The 22,011-nt window shown below is 43.6% G+C and carries 21 protein-coding genes and 1 pseudogene; 14 read left to right on the top strand and 8 right to left on the bottom strand.

The genetic code is table 11. The features are described from left to right. Positions 1–11 precede the first annotated feature (11 nt). From PLH26_RS03300 to PLH26_RS03310, 3 genes are all read right to left on the bottom strand, one after another. Positions 12–1,661 carry a sodium:solute symporter family transporter gene (locus PLH26_RS03300; RefSeq protein WP_324584558.1) on the bottom strand — a complete coding sequence of 550 codons (1,650 nt, stop codon included), beginning with the start codon at positions 1,659–1,661 and terminating at the stop codon, positions 12–14. Positions 1,662–1,792: 131 nt separating this feature from the next. Then, entirely contained in the window at positions 1,793–3,013 is a 1,221-nt protein-coding gene (locus PLH26_RS03305; RefSeq protein ID WP_324584559.1) for an enolase C-terminal domain-like protein, read from the bottom strand. Positions 3,014–3,031: 18 nt separating this feature from the next. Further along, positions 3,032–3,796 carry an SDR family NAD(P)-dependent oxidoreductase gene (locus PLH26_RS03310; protein WP_324584560.1) on the bottom strand — a complete coding sequence of 255 codons (765 nt, stop codon included), beginning with the start codon at positions 3,794–3,796 and terminating at the stop codon, positions 3,032–3,034. 128 nt (positions 3,797–3,924) lie between these two features. Between PLH26_RS03310 and PLH26_RS03315 the strand changes: the two genes are divergently transcribed. From PLH26_RS03315 to PLH26_RS03325, 3 genes are all read left to right on the top strand, one after another. Beyond that, entirely contained in the window at positions 3,925–4,794 is an 870-nt protein-coding gene (locus PLH26_RS03315; protein WP_324584561.1) for an AraC family transcriptional regulator, read from the top strand. Between the two features lie 161 nt (positions 4,795–4,955). Then, positions 4,956–5,519, top strand: a complete 564-nt coding sequence (locus tag PLH26_RS03320) for a DapH/DapD/GlmU-related protein (RefSeq protein WP_324584562.1) — start codon at positions 4,956–4,958, stop codon at positions 5,517–5,519. Between the two features lie 606 nt (positions 5,520–6,125). Next, positions 6,126–7,280, top strand: coding sequence for an ATP-binding protein (locus PLH26_RS03325; protein ID WP_324584563.1), 1,155 nt, complete (start codon positions 6,126–6,128; stop codon positions 7,278–7,280). A 217-nt stretch (positions 7,281–7,497) separates the two neighbouring features. Here PLH26_RS03325 and PLH26_RS03330 read toward each other — a convergent pair whose 3' ends face one another. Beyond that, a complete protein-coding gene (locus PLH26_RS03330) occupies positions 7,498–8,505 on the bottom strand; it encodes a Smr/MutS family protein (protein WP_324584564.1) in 1,008 nt (335 codons plus the stop codon). A gap of 269 nt (positions 8,506–8,774) precedes the next feature. Here PLH26_RS03330 and PLH26_RS03335 point away from each other — a divergent pair, with 269 nt between their 5' ends. After that, positions 8,775–8,942, top strand: a complete 168-nt coding sequence (locus tag PLH26_RS03335) for a DUF6728 family protein (protein WP_324584565.1) — start codon at positions 8,775–8,777, stop codon at positions 8,940–8,942. On the opposite strand, the gene lpxB is transcribed toward PLH26_RS03335, so the two are convergent. The 3 genes from lpxB to surE all read right to left on the bottom strand — a co-directional run bounded on the left by lpxB (position 8,917) and on the right by surE (position 11,181). Then, positions 8,917–10,020 (bottom strand): lipid-A-disaccharide synthase, encoded by a 1,104-nt coding sequence (gene lpxB / locus PLH26_RS03340; RefSeq protein ID WP_324584566.1) that lies wholly within the window; start codon positions 10,018–10,020, stop codon positions 8,917–8,919. The two genes, PLH26_RS03335 and lpxB, sit on opposite strands and share 26 nt — an antisense overlap. 76 nt (positions 10,021–10,096) lie before the next feature. After that, positions 10,097–10,396, bottom strand: a complete 300-nt coding sequence (locus tag PLH26_RS03345; protein WP_324584567.1) for a hypothetical protein — start codon at positions 10,394–10,396, stop codon at positions 10,097–10,099. Positions 10,397–10,398: 2 nt separating this feature from the next. Further along, complete coding sequence (surE, locus tag PLH26_RS03350; RefSeq protein WP_324584568.1) at positions 10,399–11,181, bottom strand: 5'/3'-nucleotidase SurE; 783 nt, start codon at positions 11,179–11,181, stop codon at positions 10,399–10,401. A gap of 275 nt (positions 11,182–11,456) precedes the next feature. Between surE and PLH26_RS03355 the strand changes: the two genes are divergently transcribed. From PLH26_RS03355 to PLH26_RS03385, 8 genes and pseudogenes are all read left to right on the top strand, one after another. Beyond that, positions 11,457–13,979: a phosphocholine-specific phospholipase C gene (locus PLH26_RS03355; RefSeq protein WP_324584569.1), complete on the top strand. Its 2,523-nt coding sequence runs from the start codon at positions 11,457–11,459 to the stop codon at positions 13,977–13,979. A 110-nt stretch (positions 13,980–14,089) separates the two neighbouring features. Further along, positions 14,090–14,707: pseudogene (locus tag PLH26_RS21705) on the top strand (DUF7149 domain-containing protein); the annotation flags it as partial. 57 nt (positions 14,708–14,764) lie between these two features. Continuing rightward, the gene (locus PLH26_RS21710; protein WP_502876362.1) at positions 14,765–15,433 is read left to right on the top strand and encodes a type IIG restriction enzyme/methyltransferase; all 669 of its coding nucleotides are present in this window, start codon (positions 14,765–14,767) and stop codon (positions 15,431–15,433) included. Further along, entirely contained in the window at positions 15,339–15,863 is a 525-nt protein-coding gene (locus PLH26_RS03365; RefSeq protein WP_324584571.1) for a hypothetical protein, read from the top strand. The genes PLH26_RS21710 and PLH26_RS03365 overlap by 95 nt, the downstream gene beginning before the upstream one ends. 88 nt (positions 15,864–15,951) lie before the next feature. After that, the gene (locus PLH26_RS03370) at positions 15,952–16,629 is read left to right on the top strand and encodes a response regulator transcription factor (RefSeq protein ID WP_324584572.1); all 678 of its coding nucleotides are present in this window, start codon (positions 15,952–15,954) and stop codon (positions 16,627–16,629) included. Then, entirely contained in the window at positions 16,626–17,897 is a 1,272-nt protein-coding gene (locus PLH26_RS03375; protein WP_324584573.1) for a sensor histidine kinase, read from the top strand. Before PLH26_RS03370 ends, PLH26_RS03375 begins: the two co-directional genes overlap by 4 nt. A gap of 82 nt (positions 17,898–17,979) precedes the next feature. Beyond that, positions 17,980–18,426: a PepSY-like domain-containing protein gene (locus PLH26_RS03380; protein ID WP_324584574.1), complete on the top strand. Its 447-nt coding sequence runs from the start codon at positions 17,980–17,982 to the stop codon at positions 18,424–18,426. An 82-nt stretch (positions 18,427–18,508) separates the two neighbouring features. Next, on the top strand, positions 18,509–18,937 hold the full coding sequence (locus PLH26_RS03385; RefSeq protein WP_324584575.1) for a PepSY-like domain-containing protein: 429 nt from the start codon (positions 18,509–18,511) through the stop codon (positions 18,935–18,937). Here PLH26_RS03385 and PLH26_RS03390 read toward each other — a convergent pair. After that, a complete protein-coding gene (locus PLH26_RS03390; RefSeq protein WP_324584576.1) occupies positions 18,934–19,821 on the bottom strand; it encodes an SDR family oxidoreductase in 888 nt (295 codons plus the stop codon). The genes PLH26_RS03385 and PLH26_RS03390 overlap by 4 nt on opposite strands. Before the next feature lie 172 nt (positions 19,822–19,993). On the opposite strand from PLH26_RS03390, the gene pfkA reads away from it, so the two are divergent. Continuing rightward, complete coding sequence (pfkA, locus tag PLH26_RS03395) at positions 19,994–20,980, top strand: 6-phosphofructokinase (protein WP_324584577.1); 987 nt, start codon at positions 19,994–19,996, stop codon at positions 20,978–20,980. Positions 20,981–21,065: 85 nt separating this feature from the next. Beyond that, positions 21,066–22,011, top strand: a 946-nt coding sequence (gene pyk / locus PLH26_RS03400) for a pyruvate kinase (protein WP_324584578.1), incomplete at its 3' end; no start/stop codon positions are given.

Below are 22,011 nucleotides of genomic sequence, written 5' to 3' on the forward strand. Positions count from 1 at the left end.
GGTTCTATGTTTTATCTGAATATAAAGTACAGCACTGTCAATATCAAAAGGAGTATTATTGACAGTATTTTGTAGTTGCCGATCCCGCTCCATCCTTTGCTCTGTAGCGGTTCCCAAAAAGATTTCCAGTATAATTTGCCGCTTTGTCCGGTATGCTTAACCGGAAAAATGTAAGATAATGTAACCTGCATCAGCACACAAACGGCAAAAAGATAGAAAGCCATCATCATAAATGGTACACTGCCCAATACGGATTCAGGGAATAATTTATTCACGACATACACCGCGGCTCCCAGGGCGGAACCCAGCCACAAAGTATATTGGGCTGAAATGGCCGATGCTTTTTCCCAGAAAATGCCCAATAAAAAAACGCAGGTGACCGGCGGCGCAATATGGGCTATTACATCATTGATCCCTTCAAACAAACTTTGGTATTGATTCAGTAATGGCAGCAGACAAATGGAAAATACAAGGGCAATGCCAGCCGACCACCTTCCTGCCTGTACCAGCTTTTTGTCTGATGTTTGAGGTTTAATCCTTTTATACAGGTCATAACTGGTTAAGGTGGCGATGGAGTTCAATGCCCCTGCTATCTGGCTCATCAAGCCGGATAATAAAGCTGCAACTAAAATTCCTACAAGACCCGGTGGAACAAGCTGCGTTATCATTAGTGTGTAAATTCCCTTTGTGTTCAGCGTTGTGTCTCCATTCACGCCGGTTTGTTGCAGGCTGCTTAAATCAAGAGCGTTGGAATGATATAAGACATAAGCAAGCAGGCCCGGCACCACGAAAATAAACACAGGTAATATTTTTATAAATCCACAAAACAATGCACCTGCCCGTGCATGATTTTCATCTCTTGCACCCAATGCTCTTTGCACAATGGTCTGATCGGCGCACCAGTACCATATTCCCAATACAGGATAACCCAAAAATACGGCGAGCCAGCTCATGCCGCTGGGATCGCCCACGGGACGCAACATACTGAGTTTATCCAGTGAATTGTTTTGTTTCAATACTTCTGTCATGTTGTCCCAACTACCCACTTTGTGCCATGCAAAAAATGTGATGATGACGGCGCCGGTTATCAATACAATACTTTGAATGGATTCGGTTACAACTACGGCCTTTAACCCACCTATAATAGTATACAGGCCGGTAAGCGCAGCAATAACAATAATACTGGTGTACATATTAACGCCAAATAATGTTTCCAGTACAATGCCTCCAGCCAAAAAGGAAAAAGCAATATGTATGATGATCGCTGATATAATGGAAATCAAAGCCAGCCAATCGCGGCAGGCCTTATTGTAACGTCTTTCCAGGAAATCCGGAAGGGTGGATACCCCCGAACGGATATAGAATGGAATAAAAAACAAAGCCAGTAAAATAAGTACAAAAACAGCCATCCATTCAAAATTGCCATTCAGCAAACCTGTATCAAATCCGCTTTGGGCGAGACTTACGAGATGGAGGCATGAAATATTAGTCGCAAACAATGCCAGTCCTATCATAGGCCAGCGCAACGTTTTGCCGGCTAAAAAATAATCTTTCGAAGACGTGGTTTTTTTCTTTTTTTTACCTGCACCTGCCCAAAGTCCGATAGTTACAATAAACAGGATATAAGCAATCGTGATAATGATGTCGGGAGTGCTGATCATTCTTGTTTATTTATTAATTCGTTTGAACTGTTTTGACGCTCATTTTTCAGGCAATGCGATCCGGTCTCTTATAACAATTTGTGTGATCCCGGGATCAGATATTCAGCCTGCCGACATCTTAATGCTAATTTTTACATTAAATCACAACTGCTACCGGGCTCCTGGGGTGTTACATATGCACCATGTTCAATTTTTACCGGATAAACAAAATGTTCTTTTAAATGCGGAATGTGTTCCAGGAATAATGCTTCATGTCCCATGGCAATATGATTAAACAAAACAAGATGCTGGTGCAATTGGCCCATGTCTCCTACATGTGGTACCACCGGTACGCCAAACTTTTTGCAAAGCAAACTGACCGTAATAAACTCGCTCACACCGCCTACACGTACCGCATCTACCTGAACGAATCCGGCACAGCCAGTTTGCAAATAATTTTTAAATACAATGCGGTTGGGAACATGCTCACCCAGCGCCAGTTTTACCGGTGCAATAGCTTTAGCAAGGGTTTGATGTGCCAGCACATCATCTGGGTGCGTTGGCTCTTCAACCCAGTAGGGATCCATTTTTTTAAATTCATTGCAGATAGCAATAGCCTGAGGCAGGGTCCACTGCTGATTGGCATCCAGCATTACCTTTGCATCTGCACCTGCAGCATCCCGCACAATATTTGCCCTCCGAATATCCCTTTGGGGGTTTGAAGAACCCACTTTTAATTTCATGGCCGTGAAACCTTTTGCAATTGCATTTTTGCAGTTCTCTTTTACCTGGTTATCATCATAATTAAACCAACCCACCGAAGTATCATAGCCAGGGTAACCTTTTTGTAAAATGTTCATACGATCGGACCTGCCACTTAATTGAACGTTGAGTAAATCAACCGCTTCTTCTTTTGTCAATACATCTTCTAAATAAGAAAGATCAAGCATATTTACAATTTGTTCGGGAGATAAATCAATGAGCAATTTCCAAAGCGGCACCCCTCTTTTTTTTGCCCACAGATCGTAACATGCATTTGTAACCGAAGCCAGTCCCAGGTGTACTACGCCTTTGTGCGGCCCCAGCCACCTGAATTGCTGGTCGTTGGACATATTATTATATGTACGGCCAAAGCTTTGCATCAATTCTTCAATATCCAGGCCTTTCAGTTTCCCGGCATAAAACTGCGCTGCTCCGCATACCAAATCGTTTCCGTCACCAAGGGTAAATGCCAAACCGGTACCGGTTTCTCCGCTATCATCGGTTAAACCGGTGACAGCATAGGAGTATTGCGGATTTTTATGAACGGCATCGCTGCCTGCATTGGACCGTAGTGTAAATCTTTTATCATGTATTTCTATTTTCTTTATCATAAAGTATTCAACGGCTTTTTATAATAACTTTCGGTAACCCAGTTCGGCGCCACCGCTAACCGGTAGTATACAACCCGTAATAAATCTTGCCGAATCACTCAATAAAAAAACAGCACCATCACCAATTACATCGCCTCCCGGCATGCTGCCAAGGGGTTGCAGGTTGTCCAGGTATTTTACCATTTCATCGGCGAGGGGTTGCTGTTTAATCCATGCTTCCATCATCGGTGTTTTAACGGCGGCTGGAGCAATAGCATTTACCCTTATGCCCCAGGGCGCATAGTCAAGCGCCATAGCCTTGGTTAGTGCATTCACAGCCCCTTTGGTGGCAACATAAGCAGCATGGTTATCCTGGCCAATAGAACCCACCAGCGAACCGGTGTTGAGTATGGTTCCTTTGCACGATTTCAAAAGATCAAGACCATATTTAGTGGTCAGTAAAATGCTTTTTACATTCACATTGAACAGGGTATCCCATTGTTCATCAGTAGTAGCATGCAGGGGTTGAGATGGATGGGCCGTAGCAGCATTGTTGTGAATCGCATCAAGCCTTTTGAATTTATCTGAAATGATTTCGAAAAGATATTTCACTTCATTTTCGTTGGAAATATCGCATACCAGGTATTGATGGCCATTGCCGCTTAACAAAGATAGCTTATCCCGGTTTTCGGGGCTTTTATCGGCAATGCAAACAAGAGCGCCGGCTTTGGCATAGGCCTTCGCACACTCCCATCCGATACCATCGCCGCCACCCGTTAGAAGAATAATTTTGTTTGAAAGCATTACGTTTATTTTACTATAATGTTAGAGAGCAAAATTACCTGCCGGTTTTTAAATTGTATGATCCGTTATTGACAATTGCTTACTTTATTTTAGCCAATTGATAAATAAATTTGAATATTGCAGCTAATATGAAACCTGTTTTTGCTAAAGTGCTGGAGGGATGGGATAATGAAGTGTATGCTACCCGATATATTGACCGTCCTTATTTCACCACCGAATTTCATTTTCACAAGGAGTGCCAGCTGAGTTATATTTTAGAAGGGGAGGGTACAAGAATTATCGGGGATAGCGTGGAGAAATTTACCAGTGACGAATTGATTCTTTTGGGCAGCAACATTCCTCATGTATGGCACAATGAAGAAAAAGACTTAAATAAAAATACAAAACAAAAAAAGCATGCCAGATCTGTTGCACTATTTTTTGATCCGGATAAATTAATTAAACTGCTATCCTGTTTTTATAATGCAAAGAAACTGGAACAGGTGCTGCAAACCGCCAGAAGAGGAATAAGTTTTCATGGTTCTGTTAAAGAGCAGTTGAAAACGCTGTTATTTAAAATGGCAGATGCAGAACGATCAGAAAAACTGATTTTGTTATTACAACTGTTACAGATCATATGTAACACAAAAAAATATCAGTTGCTGGCAGGTGCAGGTTATATCAACACATACCATGCGAGGGATAATGAAAGAATTGATAAAGTGTTTAAATACCTTTTCAATAATTTTTCAACTGAAATAAAACTGGATGATGTGGCCGATCTTGCTAATATGAACAAGCAGGCTTTTTGTCGTTTTTTTAAAGCCAGAACACAAAAAACGGTGGTGGAGTTTATTAACGAAATACGGATTGCACAGGCTATCAAACTGATAACAGCAAAAGATGCGGCCATTAAAGCCGTAGCTTATGAATGCGGCTACAACAGCATTTCCAATTTCAATAAATTTTTTAAGCTTATAACGGGCAAAACGCCTTCTGAGTTTAAGAGACAGGTTTGAAATGAAGCAGTGGTAGAGGTTAAGTGTATGAGAAAAACCCTGTGAAAAACCCTTTAGGTGCTGCCGCAATATAGATGAGAAAGGTGAATTTGTGGTAGTCGTCAATGGACAGATCATAAATAGCAGGATAATACGCCGTTGCAAATAGTAAATAAGAGATAATGATAAACGAAAAAGATATTTTTGAACGGTTAAGAAATGGAGAAACCATCCTTCCCGGAGATCCGCAAGCTTATAAGATGCGGGAGGCTTCGTATGCTACAAAGAAGTTACTCGTTCAGATGAACGAGTCTTCCGACGCTGAAGAAATAAGGCACTTGTTGAGCCGGATCACCGGCACTGAAATTGACGAAAGCGTTTTTGTCTTTACACCGCTTTACATCAATTACGGTAAGCACACCAGGATCGGGAAAAACGTGTTCATCAATTTTGATTGCACCTTTCTTGACCTTGGGGGTATCACCATAGAGGATAATGTATTGATAGCGCCTAAAGTCAGTTTGTTATCGGAAGGGCATCCTGTATCGCCTGCAAACAGGCAATCGTTGGTTCCCGGGCACATTCATATTAAGAAGGGGGCATGGATCGGGGCGAATGCCACCATATTGCCGGGCGTAACCATAGGTGAAAATGCAGTGGTCGCTGCCGGAGCGGTCGTTTCCAGGGATGTTCCGGACAATGCTATCGTTGGAGGCATCCCTGCAAAAATCATTAAAACAATTTAAATAGCAGGGGCCCCGGATCGGTATGATCAGATCCGCTGCCTGTATTTACTGGGGCTAACCCCCGGTACTTTCTTTACATACCTGGTAAAAAAGGAATAGCTGGAAAATCCCAAATCTATATTCTGCCGAATACCGAAAAAGGTTTGGCAGATTAGGACCGCAGGGTTACTGATGAAGAGTACAATAATATTAATCAATAATAAAAAATTGAAACGATATGGAAAATCAGGTAGTATTTATAACAAGCAGCGCTAAAAGAATGGATGAAGCAACTGCTCTTTTAGCCGGAGAACTTGGAGCCAAAGTAGTGGTTGCAGATGTTGATGTAGAATAATTGGCGCAAGCAGTAGCAGACAGAATAAAATCAATCGCCTCATTTTTGAAACGCAATCAGTCGAATATATAGAAAAGTCAATTGTGGGATACATTTGACAGAACAGTTTTTTGTTAAGAATTACAGTTGCCAAGATCTGAAATAAAATTCACCGCTTTTTGATGGCATCCTACTGTCACAATTATGCAGTAATAATCCAACGATAAATTTGATAATGATTCGTTATTTTACCATGAAAATCGTACATTAGATATACATTTTACATGGTACATATGGAAATTAAAAGAAAAATAGCAGCTGATTTTCAAGAATATATGAATGTTTTCCCGGCTACAGGCATTGTTGGCCCCAGGCAGGTTGGTAAAACCACTCTGGCCCGCCAGATCGCCACTAAGGAGAGCTACCTCTATCTCGACCTGGAACAACAGTCCGACAGGGATAAGTTAAAAGATGATCCCGGTTTTTTTTTGTCGCAGTTTAAGGACCGGTGCGTGATACTGGATGAGATACAGTTTATGCCGCAACTTTTTAGCGAGCTGAGAGGCATTATTGATGGCAACAGGAGACCGGGAGGATTCATTATTTTGGGCTCTGCCTCGCCGGATATTATTCGTGGTAGTTCAGAAACACTGGCAGGTCGTATCGGTTATTTACAATTGACGCCATTTACATTAACGGAAGTGAGCGATATGCAGGAGCTTTGGCTTCGTGGTGGGTTTCCTTTATCCTACCTGGCGCCTTCTGAAAGAGCAAGTGAACTTTGGCGCCGTAATTTTATCAGCACCTATATTCAACGGGATTTAGGTTTGCTTGGTTTGCAAACTGATGTGCAGGTAATGGAACGTTTCTGGCGAATACTGGCTACAGCACAGGGCAATGTATTGAATGCGGAGAGCCTGGGCCGATCACTGGATATGAGCAGGACGACTGTTATGCGGTATATTGATTTTCTGGAAGGTGCTTTTATGTTGCGTGTGCTGCGTCCCTGGTTCCGCAACACCAATAAGCGGCTGGTGAAGTCGCCGAAAATATATATCAGGGACAGCGGCTTATTGCATAGCCTGCTGGGACTGGATACATATGAAGCGCTTATTCATCATATACAGGTAGGAGCATCCTGGGAAGGATTTGTAATTGAACAGATCGTTAACAATGCTTCCGCCGGTATGCAGCCCTGGTTTTATCGTACGCAGCAGGGGGCGGAATGTGATTTGCTGCTCGAAAAAAATAACAAAGTTGTAGCGGCTGTTGAGGTCAAACATGGCTCCAGTCCGGGAATAAACAAAGGGTTTCGCATATCCATGGAGGATACAGGGGCGGCTCATGGCTATATTATAGGCAATGGAGAGGAAACCTATAAAACGGATGAGCACATCACCATCACCAACCTGCCGCATTTTCTGCACAGTATATTACATACGTTGTAGTTGCTTTTGAATAAAATTAACCAGATCACTAAAATAACCCTGCTTCCTGCAAACTTACCGGATGTCTGGGCAACGGACAAGGTGGTACAGGGTAGCAGCATCGCTAATAATGAACTGACGCATATTTATCACCTTGCCAAAGAGCAGGGCGGACAACGGGTGCTTAATAGCGGCACTACAGCCAGGTACATCAAAACCCAACGGCGCCCCGGACTTTTTAAAAATAGATCTCTGTTGCGCCGTAGCCGAAAGAAGGATGGAACTGGTTGACAAAGGATCTTACTTCTTTTTTGTGGCGGAGAGTGTCGTGGATTTCATCCCGCAGCTTTCCTGTGCCTACTCCGTGTACAACGATCAGCATAGACTGGTGGTGCTGAAGCGCAAGATCATAATACTTTTCAAAGGTCTTTAGCTGCAGATCTAATTTTTCGGCATTGCTCATTTTTTGCCAGTAGTCGGTGAGCTTTTCAATGTGCAGGTCTATTACAGTGCGTGGAGGAAGGTCTGTCTTTGTTTTTGCCGACTCGTAAATTTTATATCCTGCTGCCGATAATTTACTCAGGTCGGGTTTCTCTTCCGGTACACGACCGGGATATCTTTCAAACAAGGGGTATGAAAAGCTGGCTTCCTGCTTCAGCTTCATTTCTTCAATTTTCTGAAAAACCTGCTTAGCCCGCAGCTTCAAAAAGGTTTCGTAATATTCGGCTTTGGTTTTATCGGGTTTTGCCAACGAAAATTCGAACCAGAACCTGGGGGTGTCGTTCAGGTTTTCAAAAGGCACATCGTGCAGGTAAAAATCGCCCAGCGGCAGTACTTCATTTTTCAATTCAAATTCAGGTTCCCCTGCAAGCTCAAGCTCATAGGTAAAGAAAAAAGCATTTTCTGTTTGATTTACAACATAGAGCCTGAATTTCTCTACAATGTCATCGTCAAACACATCTTTGTCAAATACCGGCAAAAAGGCAAGCCATACGCCCTCGCCTACCTTGTATTTCGCATTGTTCTTTTCTTTTTTAATATCGTCAACATATTGCTTTGGCTTTTTAGTATCGGTTTTCTTTTGAGAAAATCTTTTAAAATAAGGGAAGTCAATCTGGTCGAGGTACGCTGGAAATTTAACGCCCTTTACATTTATCATTACCATTTTTTCATTGATGATATCAATGATCTGGCCTTCTTCATCTGAGTGAAGTAATAAAACCGTATCGCCGATCTGGTATTTCATAACAGGCAAAAATACGGAATAAAAGGAGTAAGGCAGGAGGCGGAGGGTGAAGGTATAAGGTAGAAGGTAAAGGGTGAAAGGTATAAGGAGATGTAGGGTGTAAGGTGGCACTCGCATTGATACCTGAAAGCAGATGGCTACCCCCCTCCATTTCTTAAGCAGGTTAAGGAGCATACTGGTGATCTGGCTTTTGATGCTTTGTATCCTTCCTGCCGGGTTCTTTCCGCTTTAGGTATTAGCTTTGCAGTTGTATAATCGAAAGTATTGCTATGGGCATATGGCATCAAATAGCGCAGTATCTTTTTCTCAAAAAGAAAGATCAGGATGAAGAACCCGGTTCACTGATAAAATATATGCACGGCATCAACCGCATTTCCATTTTGCTTTTTCTTTTTGCTATTATTGTAATGGTCATCCGTGTTGTAAAAAGTTGCTGATGGCTTTTGCGGCATTGGCGGATGCATGTCCTCCTTTGCTCAATAATGCTTTTAGTGCGCTGTAATCTTCCTGCAGTTGTTCAATGCGCGCTTTGCTGGTAAGGAGTTCGTACAATTCCTTTTTTACATTGCTAACCGTAAGTTCATGCTGTATCAGTTCTTTTACCACGGGCTTATCCATAATGAGATTCACCAGTGAAATGTATTTTATGTTAATTACCCGTTTGGCAATCTCATACGAAATGGTGCTGCCCTTATAGCAAACCACTTCCGGCACCCCAAACAATGCGGTTTCCAATGTAGCTGTACCAGAGGTAACCAGCGCGGCGTTTGCCTGCATTAAAAGGTCGTACGTTTTTCCCGATACGGCTTTTACATTGCTGTAGCCGCTGAGCATGCTGTTGTAAAACTCCTTATCCAGTCCCGGCGCCATAGCTATCACAAATTCATGTTCCGTAAAATGCCTGCTCACTTCAAGCATTACGGGTAACTTTTTCAATATCTCCTGTTTGCGGCTGCCGGGCAGCAGGGCTACGGTATTTGCTTTTACCGCGCTTTTGTGCCGGCCCTGCCATTCATTTACCACTTCCACCAGCGGGTGCCCTACGTATTCCACTTCATAGTTCCATTTCCTGTAAAATTCTTTTTCAAACGGAAGGATCACCAGCATTTTATCCACGCAGTCCTTTATGATATGCACCCTGTTTTCTTTCCATGCCCATACCTGCGGGGATATATAATAAATCACTTTTAGCCCCCGGGGTTTAGCCCACCGGGCTATGCGGAGGTTGAAGCCCGGATAATCAATGAGGATGATCGCGTTGGGCTTAAAATCAGCAATGTCTTTTTTACAAAAAGAAAGGTTCCGGAGAATGGTGCGCAGGTTCTTTACCACTTCAATGAACCCCATGAAGGCAAGTTCACGGTAATGCTTCACCAGGTGGGCGCCGGCAGCCTGCATCATATCACCACCCCAGCAGCGGATATCGGCTGCCACATCTGTTTTTTTTAATTCTTTGATCAGGTTCGAGCCGTGTAAATCACCCGATGCCTCTCCTGCTATAATATAGTATTTCATTTTTTCTTCGGGAATAATGCACAACTTACCACTTACCACTTACTACTTACTACTTACTGCTTACCACTTCCGCCCTTCATCCCCAAACCTTGAACAGCAATGCTGCAACGGCATACAGCAGGGTTACCGCAAAAACACCTTTTGCCGTTCGGTCTTTGCGGGAATTGATGTATAAAGTAAAAATAACGATATTCAAAAAAAGACATGGAATGCTTATGGCCGTAACCAGCCTTTTATTGTCGTGCAGGGCCCCAAACATATCACCCATGCTGTACAGGGGATAAAATTTCAGGAAGTAATAAATAACAAGACTCAGGAGAGGAGTTATAAATCCCAGGATCAATCCAAAAGGAAGGTTGTCTTTTTTAAAAATCACTGTCAGAAGATTTTTTCGAGTTTGGTTTTTAGAACGTAATTGGTAAGGTCAAATTGCACGGGCACCACGCTCACGTAATTATTGGCCAATGCCCAAACATCGGTGTCTTTCCCTTTGTCGAAATTTACAAAGGCGCCGGTAAGCCAGTAGTATTTTTTACCGGCCGGATCTTTTCTTTCATCAAAATCTTCTTCATATTTGGCATAAGCCTGTCTGCATACTTTGATGCCGTTTACCAGGCTTTCGTCAATGGCCGGAAAGTTTACATTAAGACATAGGTGCTTATCGGTTTTTCGCTTTATTATTTTTTCAACAATTATCCGGGCATATTTACGCGCTGCCGTAAAGTCGGCTTCCATGCTGTAATCGAGCAGTGAAAAGCCGATAGAGGGGATGCTTTCAATAGACGCTTCAATGGCCGCGCTCATGGTGCCTGAATAAATAACATTAATGGAATGATTGGGACCGTGATTGATGCCGCTGATGCATATATCCGGCTTTTGTCCCAATATTTTATCTACAGCCAGCTTTACACAGTCAACGGGAGTGCCGCTGCAACTCCATGCTTCTGTATCTTCCGCCAACTGAACCTCCTGCAGCCTCAGCGGTGAGCCTATAGTAATGGCATGACCCATGCCCGATTGCGGTTTATCGGGAGCCACTACCACTATTTTGCCCAGACCTTTTATTGCTTCCACCAAATTGCGGATACCCGGCGCCATTACACCATCGTCATTGGTAACCAGAATAATGGGTTCTTCTTTCTTGCGTTTAGCTTTCGCCATTCAGGTGCGTATATTTTTATTTTGTAAAAGTCATGATTATTTGGTTGCCGCCCAAATTGCGGGGGAAAAAGGGAGAGAAGAGCAGGGTGAAAGGTAGGAGTGAGATGGTTTCTGGTTTTGAATTTATTGACTCATGCCTTACACCTCACACCTCCACAGGCGATCGCCGACAGCCTTCTTCGGATTTTATCTGGTTCCTGTGGCTTGGTTCCCGGTGCTTTGCATTTCCCCTGTATTCCCTATATTTATCCCTCAATTTAAATCCCTTCTATACCATGGATACCAGAAGAGACTTCATTAAAAAAGCAGCACTATTATCGGGCGGCACAGGTTTGTTAAGCGGATTACCACCTTCCATTCAGAAAGCATTTGCCATTAACCCCGAAGCAGGTTCTACTTATCTTGATGCGGAACATATTGTTTTTTTGATGCAGGAGAACCGTTCTTTCGATCATTGCTACGGCACACTGCAGGGCGTTCGCGGCTTTAATGACCCACGCGCAGTTCCTCTGCCCAATAAAAATAAAGTATGGCTGCAATCCAATGCCGCCGGTGAAACTTACGCGCCTTTCCGTTTGAACATAAAAGAAAGCAACATCACCTGGCTGGGATCGCTGCCGCATGGCTGGAGCGACATGACAGATGCCAGGAATGAAGGAAAACACGACAAATGGCTGGATTCAAAAAAATCGGGGCATAAGGATGTAAGACATATGCCATTGACCATGGGGCATTTTAACCGGCAGGACATTCCTTTCTATTACGCCCTTGCCGATGCCTTTACCGTTTGCGATCAGCATTTTTGTTCATCGTTAACGGGAACAACACCCAACAGGACCTATTTCTGGACGGGAACCATAAGAGAAAAGCACGACGAAAACGTGCAGGCCAACGTATACAACTCCGACATTACCTACAGGAGGGAAGCTTCCTGGAAAACCTTCCCGGAATACCTGGAAGAAAACAATATCCCGTGGAGAATATACCAGAACGAGATCAGTCTTGAAACCGGATTTGAAGGAGAGGAAGAAGACTGGCTGGCAAACTTTACCAATAACCCTATTGAATGGTTCAGCCAGTACAACGTAAGATTTTCGTACGGGCATATGCGTTACCTCGAAAAAATGGAGAAAACACTGCCGGGTATCATAAAAGATATGGAGGAGAAACTAAAAAGTTTAACCGAAGGAAGCAAGGAAAAAACAGACCTGCAAAAAGAACGCACGAAGAAGCAGGATCTTCTTGCATCTGTAAAAAAAAGCAGGGAGAAATACAATCTCGAGGAATACAACAAGCTGTCGCAATGGCATAAACACCTGCACGAAAAAGCGTTCACCGATAACAGAACCGACCCCGATTACCGTAAGCTCACCGGCATTACCTATACCGACAACGGCATGGAACGTAAAATGGAAATACCCAAAAGCGATGTGCTGCACCGGTTCAGGAAAGATGTACAATCGGGTAATCTCCCGATGGTATCATGGGTGGTAGCCCCCTGCAATTTTTCCGATCATCCCGGTGCACCGTGGTATGGCGCCTGGTATTTGAGCGAGGTGTTGGACATTCTTACCCAAAACCCAGAAGTATGGAAAAAAACCATTTTCATTCTTAACTATGATGAGAACGACGGGTATTTTGATCATGTGCCGCCATTTGCCGCGCCCGACCCTTATAAAGAGAACAGCGGGCTCGTATCGGAAGGCATAGAACCTAAAACAGAATACCTGAACCGCAGCCAGCAATGGATGAAAGATAAGGCGGCAAGCAAGGGCGACCGTGAAGGCCCTATAGGTCTTGGGTTTCGTGTACCCATGGTTGTGGCCTCACCGTGGAGCCGCGGCGGGTTCGTGAACTCACAGGTATTTGACCTCACCTCACCCATCCAGTTCCTGGAACATTTTTTATCTAAAAAAACAGGTAAAAAAATAGAGAACAGCAACCTCACCCAATGGCGCCGTACGGTTTGCGGAGATATTACTTCCGTATTCAGACCATACAACGGAGAAGCTATAGCAGTGCCAAAGCCTGTTGACAGGATTCCTTTTTTAGAAAGCATCCATAAAGCACAGTTCAAAGCGCTGCCCTCGGGCTTTAAAAACCTCAGCGCCTCCGAAATAGAACAGATCAATAAGGATCCTTACGCCTCACCCTGGATGCCGCAGCAGGAAAAAGGAACAAGACCCGCTTCGCCCCTTCCCTACCAGTTGTATGCAGACGGGAAACTCAGCGACGACAAACAGTCCTTTAAAATAAAATTCGAGGCAAAGAACGAAGTATTCGGCGCATCGGCTGCCGGGTCGCCATTTTATGTTTATACGCCCGGAACAAACGCCGCCCCCCGCAACTATGCTGTAAAGGCAGGCCACCAGCTCATTGACGCATGGACATTGCCCTCCGGCGAAAACTATCACCTGCAGGCATACGGCCCCAATGGCTTCTTCCGCGAATTTTCGGGCAATGGCAACGACCCGGCATTGGATATTGCTTTGGAATACCAGCGTACCGCAGGCGCCGCAAAAAAGCTTACCGGCAATGTTGAGATCAAACTCAGGAATACCGGAAAACAAAAGCTGACGGTAACAATTACAGACAATGCTTATAAAGGCAGGGCACAAACGAAATCCATCAACCCCGGTGCCCTGGCAACCATTGTTGTTGACCTGTCTAAAAGCTCCGGCTGGTACGACCTGAGCGTGAAAGTAAAGGGACAAAAAGATTTTGATAAAAGATACGCCGGCAGGGTGGAAACAGGCAGGGTGAGCATTACGGATCCGGTTATGGGAAGAGTGGTGTGAAGGGGAGAGAGGAGAAAGGTGAAGGGCTTTGCCTTTCACAAGATGATTCATAAAAGAACCAAAAGACAAGAACCAAAAAAATACAAATCTAAGCCCGAAGAACAAACGACACCGAAAGCGAAGAGTTTCATAAGAATCTAGTCATTGACTTTTTAACGAAAACATATTACGACCCCAATCACTTTATAAATACCAAAGGCCGAAACGATCTTGTTATCCATAATGGTAATACGGCCAGAAGCCCGGTTGCCGTAATTGTTGAAGCCAAAAAGCCTACCAACAAGGCCGAAATGCTTACCACCCAAAAGCTGAACACAAAAGCATTTCAGGAACTGGTGCTTTATTATTTACGGGAGCGGATCACACATAACAACCTGGAGGTAAAACATTTGGTGGCAATCAACATTAACGAATGGTTCATTTTTGACGCCACCCTGTTTGACCGGCTATTTGCCCAAAACAAAAGCTTTGTAAAACAATTTGAAGATTTTGAAGGCGGACGCCTGGCAGATACCAAAACTGATTTTTTCTACAAACAGATTGCGGAACCGTTTATTGACCAAATACTGGCCCCGCTCTCTTTAGGAGAGACCGGCGGCGGATTTGAATTTACCTGTTTCAACCTGCAGGATTACCAGAAGCCATTGCGCAACGCCGACAAAGCAGACGATCATTCGCTGATTGCTTTGTTCAAGCTGCTGTCGCCGGAACATCTTCTAAAGCTTCCATTTGCCAATGACAGCAACAGCCTCGACAAACGCTTTTACAGCGAGCTGCTGCATATTATTGGCCTTACCGAAACCAAAGAAGGAAGCAAAAAGTTAATTGAGCGGAACAAAGAAGGAGACAGGCATTCCGGTGCTATACTTGAAGATGCCATCATTCAGCTCGACAGCTTAGATAAACTAAGCAGGCTTGACAAGCCCGGTCAATTTGGCAACACACAGCAGGAACGGCTTTTTAATGTTGCCCTTGAACTCTCCATTACCTGGATAAACCGCATTTTATTTTTGAAGCTGCTTGAAGCGCAATTGATCACTTACCACAAAAGAGATAAGTCGTATTCGTTTCTCAACTCCGGCAAAATAAAGAACTATGACGACCTGAACAGCCTGTTTTTCCAGGTGCTGGCACGCAGCCATCAGGAACGGAACGGGGATGTAAAAAAAGCATTTGAAAATGTTCCTTATCTCAATTCGTCTCTTTTTGAGCCAACAGATATCGAGCAGGTTACCTTATTTATCAGCAACCTGAGAGACGATAAAACCATCCCCGTTTTCTCGCAAACCGTGCTTAAAGATCAGCAGGGCAAAAAGCGAACGGGCAATATTTCCACACTCGATTATTTGTTTGCTTTTTTTGAATGCTTACGATTTCAGCAGCGAAGGATCGGAAGACATACAGGAAGACAACAAAACGCTTATCAACGCCTCGGTGCTCGGGCTGATCTTTGAGAAAATAAACGGCTATAAAGACGGCTCCTTTTTTACGCCGGGTTTTATTACCATGTACATGTGCCGTGAAACCATACGCAAGGCGGTGGTGCAGAAATTCGACAATGAATTTCCTGGTGTACCAATTGGCGCCATTGAAGATATTTATGAAGCAATACCACAAAAGATTTCGAGGAAGAAAGCCAATGAAGTGATAAACAGCATTAAGATATGTGACCCGGCTGTGGGTTCGGGGCATTTTTTGGTTTCGGCGCTCAATGAGATAATAACGGTGAAGAATGATCTGAAAATTTTGGAAGACCGGGAAGGGAAATCATTGCACCGTTACGAGGTGGAAGTGGTAAATGATGAATTGATCGTTAAAGACAGGAACCAGGAAATCTCAAATCCGAAATTTCAAATCAAGTATATTTCGGCTCTTCCTCTGTGAAATGTCTCCTCTCACCTCTCACTTCTCTCGCTTCTCTCCCCTCCCCTTTCCCGTTTTTTTCCAAAATTCATCTGTAATTTTGAATACAATGAAAATTTTGGTCATCGAGGATGAAAAAGAACTGCTGGAAGCCATTACCGCATCACTGGAAAAAGAGCATTTCCTGGTTGAATCTGCCGGTGATTTCAATACTGCTTTCGAAAAAATATCATTGTACGAATACGACTGTATTTTATTGGACATCATGCTGCCCGGCGGCAGCGGGCTTGACATTTTAGAAGAATTGAAAAACGCGGGCAAAACCGGGAATGTAATTATTATTTCGGCGAAGGATTCTTTGGATGACAAAGTAAAGGGCTTGGCCCTGGGGGCAGATGATTATCTTACGAAGCCTTTTCACATTACGGAGCTCAATGCCCGCATTAAAGCGGTATTGCGAAGAAATACGGCAGGCGGAAAAAATACAATTGAAACAGGGAACGTGTTGCTGGACCTGACTGACCGGCTGTTTACCGTTAACGGCAATGTATTTGCGCTGAACCGTAAAGAGTTCGACATCCTGACCTATTTTCTTTTCAACAAAAACAGGCTGATCACAAAAACTGCTTTGGCGGAGCATGTGTGGGGAGACAATACGGACCAGGCAGACAATTTAGATTTCATATACTACCAGATCAAGAACCTTCGCAAAAAGCTGCAATCATCAAATGCCGCAATAGAAATTCAATCTGTATACGGCATTGGATATAAACTGGTTGAACGATGAGATTGCTTAACCAGTCGCTCAGGTACCTCCTGGTTCCGCTCCTTGTTATCGTTGGAATATGGTCTGTTGTATTCTACATCAATATGCTCGACGAAATAAATGACAGCATAGACGACGGGCTCAACAACTCAAAGCTGCTGATCATTCAAAGAGCAGCGTCAGACTCCGCCATACTTCAAAAAAACAGCTTTAACGAAAGCAATTATGCCATTCAGGAGATCACCAAAGAAATGGCCTTAACCATAAAAGACACGCATATTGACACCGCACTGTATATGCAGGATGAAGAAGATATGGAACCCGTACGGCTGCTCTCCACGGCTTTTGAGCTCAACGGAAAATTTTACCGGCTGCAGGTCTTTTCTTCCATGGTGGAAGAGGACGATCTTATAGAAGACCTCTTCTGGTCGGTTTTCTGGCTTTATCTGACTGTGCTGGCCAGCATTGTTCTTATCAATAAAATTGCGCTCCAAAAATTATGGAAGCCCTTTTATGAAATATTGCAGCAGCTAAAAGCCTTCCGGTTGGATGGCGGGAAAAAAACCTCCGGCATTAAAACCAATATCAAAGAATTCAATGAATTGAAAAACGCGGCAAATACTTTAATGCAGCATTCACTGGAAACATATGCCAACCAAAAGCAATTCACCGAAAACGCGGCCCATGAGCTGCAAACGCCGCTTGCCATTGCTGCCGGGAAGCTGGAACTGTTGCTCGAAAAAGACGACATAGCACCTGCACATGCCACCGATATTGTACAGATACTGCAAATTATTGAACGGCTTGCCCGTCTTAACAAGTCACTGCTGTTATTGGCCAAAATTGAAAACAGCCAGTATTCGGCTACCCAAACGATTTCCATTAACAAAACGGTACATGAATGCATAAGCGACCTGGAAGATTTTGCAGCGTACAAAAACATTGAAATATCCGTTCACGAAGAGGAGAACCCAGAAATTGAAATGGATGCCACCCTGGCAAATATCCTTGTATCCAATCTTATCAAAAATGCGATCTTTCACAATATCCAAAACGGCAGGATCATCATTTCAATCACCAAAACAACACTTACAATAGGCAATACGGGAAAAGCCAGGGCATTGGATCCGCATAAGGTCTTTAGCCGGTTTTACAAAGAAGCAACTGCGCAAAGCAGTACCGGACTTGGCTTAGCGGTGGTTAAGGCCATCTGTAAACTGTACCGCTTCGATATTTCGTACCATTACAGCGATATTCATTGTTTTGAGGTGCAGTTCAAAGACAGGTAATATTTTATCCGCTTCACCGGCAGATTCCAGAATTTTTCCAAAATCGGTTCGTTCCTTTGTGTATCAATTAAAATGTACGTGTATGAAAAAGAACATATTTATTATCGCGGCCGGGATATTGCTGGCTTCAGTGAACAGCTTCGGTCAGGATATCCCCCAAAGCCAGGTACCCTCGCTGGTGCTCAATAAGTTCAAACAATCATTTCCCCGTGCTTATGATGTAGAATGGGAAATAAAGAACAAGCAGTATTGCGTGGAGTTTGAAACAAAGTCGTCGAAAGATCATGAAGCGTGGTATGATGATTCCGGAACATTGTTGAAGCACAAAGAAGATATTTCCAAAAAAAAGCTGCCGGCAGGCGTGCGGTCGGCCATTAAAAACAATTTCAGCGGCTACCGGATTGATGATGTAAAAAAGATCACAGAAGGCGCCACAGTACATTACAGCACTGAATTAAATTCATTAAAGGAAGAGCTGAAAGTGCTTTTTGACGAGAAAGGAAATGTGGTGAAGCAGTATGCAGACTAAAGCAAACCCTGTATTTTTTAACTGCGGGTTCCCCTGTTCGGCTGCTTATTCAACAAACCCGGCATCAATTAAATCTATAAAAATGAACAAAATAAAACTTATCCTTATACTGGCAATATTTGCTTTGGCAGGCTGCGAAAAAGAAACAGTGATTAAGGAAAATGATCTGCCTGCTGAAATAAAGACTTTCATTACAACACATTTTCCTGCAAACCCGATCATACAATCTGTAAAAGACAGGGACGGACTGGAATTAACCTACGATGTTATACTTGAAGGGAATATCAGCCTGGAATTCAATAGAAAAAAACAGATCACGGATGTTGATGGTATCGCCAAACTGCCCGACTCCCTCATTCCTTCCAGTATTCTCAACTATGTTTCAACAAATTATTCCGGCAATGTTATTACCGGCTGGGAACTTGATGACAGGAACCAACAAATAACATTAGACAATGGATTAGAACTGGAGTTCAGTATGCCGGGCGTTTTTTTGCGTATTGACAGTTAAGGGAACATTTTTCGTATACCCTGCATAAAGCTAAGGGGGCTATAGCCTAACTCTCTTTCCGCCTTATCAATAATAAAACCCGTTTTTAACGGCCGCTGTGCAGGCTGGGTAAATACAGAAGCGTCTACCTTTTCCATCAGCGCCTTGCTGAGCCCAAAATAATCGGCCACCTGAACGGCCATTTCGTAAGGAGTAAGTATTTCCCTGCCGGAAATGTGGTATACGCCCGTAGCGTTCTTTTCTATGATCAACTGTATGCCACGGGCAAGGTCTTCCACATAAGTAGGTGTACGAATCTGATCGCTTACTACCTTAATGGGATTTCCTTTTTCAAGGTTTTCCTTTACCCAGGTTACAATATTGCTTCTTGTGCCGGACAATATATTTCCGTATACCAGTACGGTTCGGGCAATGGCCCAGTTGATCCTGCTTTGCCTGACGATTTGCTCCCCGGCCAATTTGGTCTCGCCATAATAATTAACAGGCATCGGATCATCTGTTTCGCGGTAGGGCCCGTCGTTACCACTGAAAATAAAATCGGTTGAGATGTATATCATTTTTGCGTTCACCGCTTCCGCAGCATCCGTAAAATAGCGGGTTGCATTTACGTTAGTGTCATAGCACGCTTCCTTACTAAGCTCGCAGGCATCGGGTTGTGCCATAGCCGCAGCATGAATGATCACATCCGGCCGGACAGTGGTTACATAGGATAGTACCCCTTCTTTACCTGTAATATCAAGATCAGTATACCCGAACGATATACCATTACGAGGCAACCTGCAGCCACCCCTGCCCGTAGCCATAACACAGTGCCCGGCATCCGCAAGCTGCTTTACTGCATATTGCCCCAAAAGTCCGTTGGCGCCCGTTATTAAAACCTTCATTTTAAAGTATATAAGTGCTCAATTTACAAAATCATCAAACCTTTAATCTAAAATTGGGAAATGATTGTAATTATGTACTTTTGACGCTTCATTAAAATGACATAGAAAATTTTGTAATAATTGCACTTGCCCTTTGAATGATTGTTAATCATTTCAGACAAGTTTTAAACAAATGGAAAAGAAAGTTTCGAAAATCGGGGTGTTAACTTCAGGAGGAGATGCCCCGGGTATGAATGCGGCAATACGTGCTGTGGTGCGTACCGGTTTATATTACGGATTGGATGTATTTGGCATTGTGCGCGGCTATGCGGGAATGATAGAAAATGATATTTTTAAAATGGAAACCCGCAGTGTGGCCAACATCATTCAAAGAGGAGGCACTATCCTTAAAACCGCAAGATGCAAGGAATTTTTTGAACCCGCCGGAAGAAAAAAGGCCTACGAGAATCTTAAAAAGCTGGGCATAAACGGCCTGGTAATAATAGGCGGCGACGGCTCTTTCAGAGGTGCGCAGATATTTTCCAACGAATACGACATTCCCTGTATCGGCTTGCCGGGCACCATTGATAAAGATATTGCCGGCACCGACTTTACCATAGGTTTTGATACCGCAGTAAATACCGCCGTGGAAGCCATAGATAAAATACGGGATACCGCCGATGCGCACGACAGGTTATTTATTATTGAGGTGATGGGCAGAGACTCGGGCTATATTGCTTTGCACAGCGGTATAGCTACCGGCGCCGAAAACATCCTGATCCCCGAACGCATAACAGATATCAGCGAAGTAATTGATTCATTGCAGGAAAAAGAAAAAAGGAAAAAGCTGGTGAACCTGCTGGTGGTAGCGGAAGGAAGCGAACTGGGAGGAGCCAATGAAATAGCGAAAGTGTTAAAGGGAAAGATGCCCAATGCCGATATAAAAGTTTGTATCCTCGGGCATATACAGCGTGGCGGATCGCCTTCCTGCATCGACAGGGTTATTGCAAGCCGGATGGGCTACGCAGCAGTGGAATGCCTGATGACCGGCAAAGATGTTAATACCATGATTGGGATCATAAACAATCAATTGCATTATACTCCTTTGGACCAGGCGGTAAAAGCGCTGCAAACGATAGATTATGAATGGCTTAAAATTGTGAAGATACTGGCTTCGTAGAAAATTAATGAAATGTTTCAGGCACAATTAAATATCCTGCCTTACGTTCCATACCCTGCATCAAAAATAAAATCATTGTAATAGCATGTCAAAAAACATTACCAAATACCTGTATGAAGAAATGGATAAGCAAGCAGGTCTTGAACACACATTTCATCGTACAAAAATAGTTGCTACAGTTGGGCCAGCCTGTGACACATATGAAAAATTACTGGATCTGGTAAAAGCGGGAGTAAATGTATTTCGCTTAAACTTTTCACACGGTGCGCATGAAGACAAACTGGATATCATCAATCACATCCGCAGGATCAATGACAAGGAGCCCTACAATATCTGTATTTTAGGCGACCTGCAGGGGCCAAAACTGCGGGTAGGCGAAATTGAAAATGGTTCATTGCCTGTAAGCGTTGGCGACATTCTTACTTTCACCAACGAAAAATGCATCGGCAATAAAGAAAGAATATTTGTTTCCTATCCCAACCTTGCCGGGGATGTGGAAATAGGTAACAAAATTTTGATAGATGACGGGAAATTAGAAGTGCAGGTGGCAGAGGTTACTCCCAAAGGAGATGTGAAAGTGGTGGTTACCATGCCGGGTGTGCTGCTATCTAAAAAAGGAGTGAACCTGCCCGATACGAAAATTTCATTGCCGGCGCTGACCGAGAAAGACCTTGCCGATCTGGATTTTATGATTGAACATGCTTTGGATTGGGTAGCACTTTCTTTTGTGAGAAAAGTTGATGATCTTAAGATCATAAGAGATATACTGAAAGAACGGGAGAGCAAATGCAAGGTGATGGCTAAAATTGAAATGCCCGAAGCCATTGTAAACCTTCGTGAGATCATTCTGGAATCGGATGGCGTTATGATCGCCCGCGGCGACCTTGGCGTTGAAATGCCTGTTGAACAGGTTCCACTGATACAAAAAGATATCATACGCAAATGCCTGCACCGAGGCAAGCCGGTTATTGTAGCTACACAAATGATGGAAAGCATGATGGACCGCATTAAACCCAACCGCAGCGAGGCTA

The sequence above is a fragment of the Agriterribacter sp. genome (genome assembly GCF_035444585.1).
Taxonomy (GTDB): Bacteria; Bacteroidota; Bacteroidia; order Chitinophagales; family Chitinophagaceae; genus Agriterribacter.

What these genes read in the sequence shown, in the direction of transcription:
- PLH26_RS03300 (WP_324584558.1), bottom strand. Translation starts at nt 1,661, where the DNA reads ATGATCAGCACTCCCGACATCATTATCACGATTGCTTATATCCTGTTT.
- PLH26_RS03305 (WP_324584559.1), bottom strand. Translation starts at nt 3,013, where the DNA reads ATGATAAAGAAAATAGAAATACATGATAAAAGATTTACACTACGGTCC.
- PLH26_RS03310 (WP_324584560.1), bottom strand. Translation starts at nt 3,796, where the DNA reads ATGCTTTCAAACAAAATTATTCTTCTAACGGGTGGCGGCGATGGTATC.
- PLH26_RS03315 (WP_324584561.1), top strand. Translation starts at nt 3,925, where the DNA reads ATGAAACCTGTTTTTGCTAAAGTGCTGGAGGGATGGGATAATGAAGTG.
- PLH26_RS03320 (WP_324584562.1), top strand. Translation starts at nt 4,956, where the DNA reads ATGATAAACGAAAAAGATATTTTTGAACGGTTAAGAAATGGAGAAACC.
- PLH26_RS03325 (WP_324584563.1), top strand. Translation starts at nt 6,126, where the DNA reads ATGGAAATTAAAAGAAAAATAGCAGCTGATTTTCAAGAATATATGAAT.
- PLH26_RS03330 (WP_324584564.1), bottom strand. Translation starts at nt 8,505, where the DNA reads ATGAAATACCAGATCGGCGATACGGTTTTATTACTTCACTCAGATGAA.
- PLH26_RS03335 (WP_324584565.1), top strand. Translation starts at nt 8,775, where the DNA reads ATGGGCATATGGCATCAAATAGCGCAGTATCTTTTTCTCAAAAAGAAA.
- lpxB (WP_324584566.1), bottom strand. Translation starts at nt 10,020, where the DNA reads ATGAAATACTATATTATAGCAGGAGAGGCATCGGGTGATTTACACGGC.
- surE (WP_324584568.1), bottom strand. Translation starts at nt 11,181, where the DNA reads ATGGCGAAAGCTAAACGCAAGAAAGAAGAACCCATTATTCTGGTTACC.
- PLH26_RS03355 (WP_324584569.1), top strand. Translation starts at nt 11,457, where the DNA reads ATGGATACCAGAAGAGACTTCATTAAAAAAGCAGCACTATTATCGGGC.
- PLH26_RS03370 (WP_324584572.1), top strand. Translation starts at nt 15,952, where the DNA reads ATGAAAATTTTGGTCATCGAGGATGAAAAAGAACTGCTGGAAGCCATT.
- PLH26_RS03375 (WP_324584573.1), top strand. Translation starts at nt 16,626, where the DNA reads ATGAGATTGCTTAACCAGTCGCTCAGGTACCTCCTGGTTCCGCTCCTT.
- PLH26_RS03380 (WP_324584574.1), top strand. Translation starts at nt 17,980, where the DNA reads ATGAAAAAGAACATATTTATTATCGCGGCCGGGATATTGCTGGCTTCA.
- PLH26_RS03385 (WP_324584575.1), top strand. Translation starts at nt 18,509, where the DNA reads ATGAACAAAATAAAACTTATCCTTATACTGGCAATATTTGCTTTGGCA.
- PLH26_RS03390 (WP_324584576.1), bottom strand. Translation starts at nt 19,821, where the DNA reads ATGAAGGTTTTAATAACGGGCGCCAACGGACTTTTGGGGCAATATGCA.
- pfkA (WP_324584577.1), top strand. Translation starts at nt 19,994, where the DNA reads ATGGAAAAGAAAGTTTCGAAAATCGGGGTGTTAACTTCAGGAGGAGAT.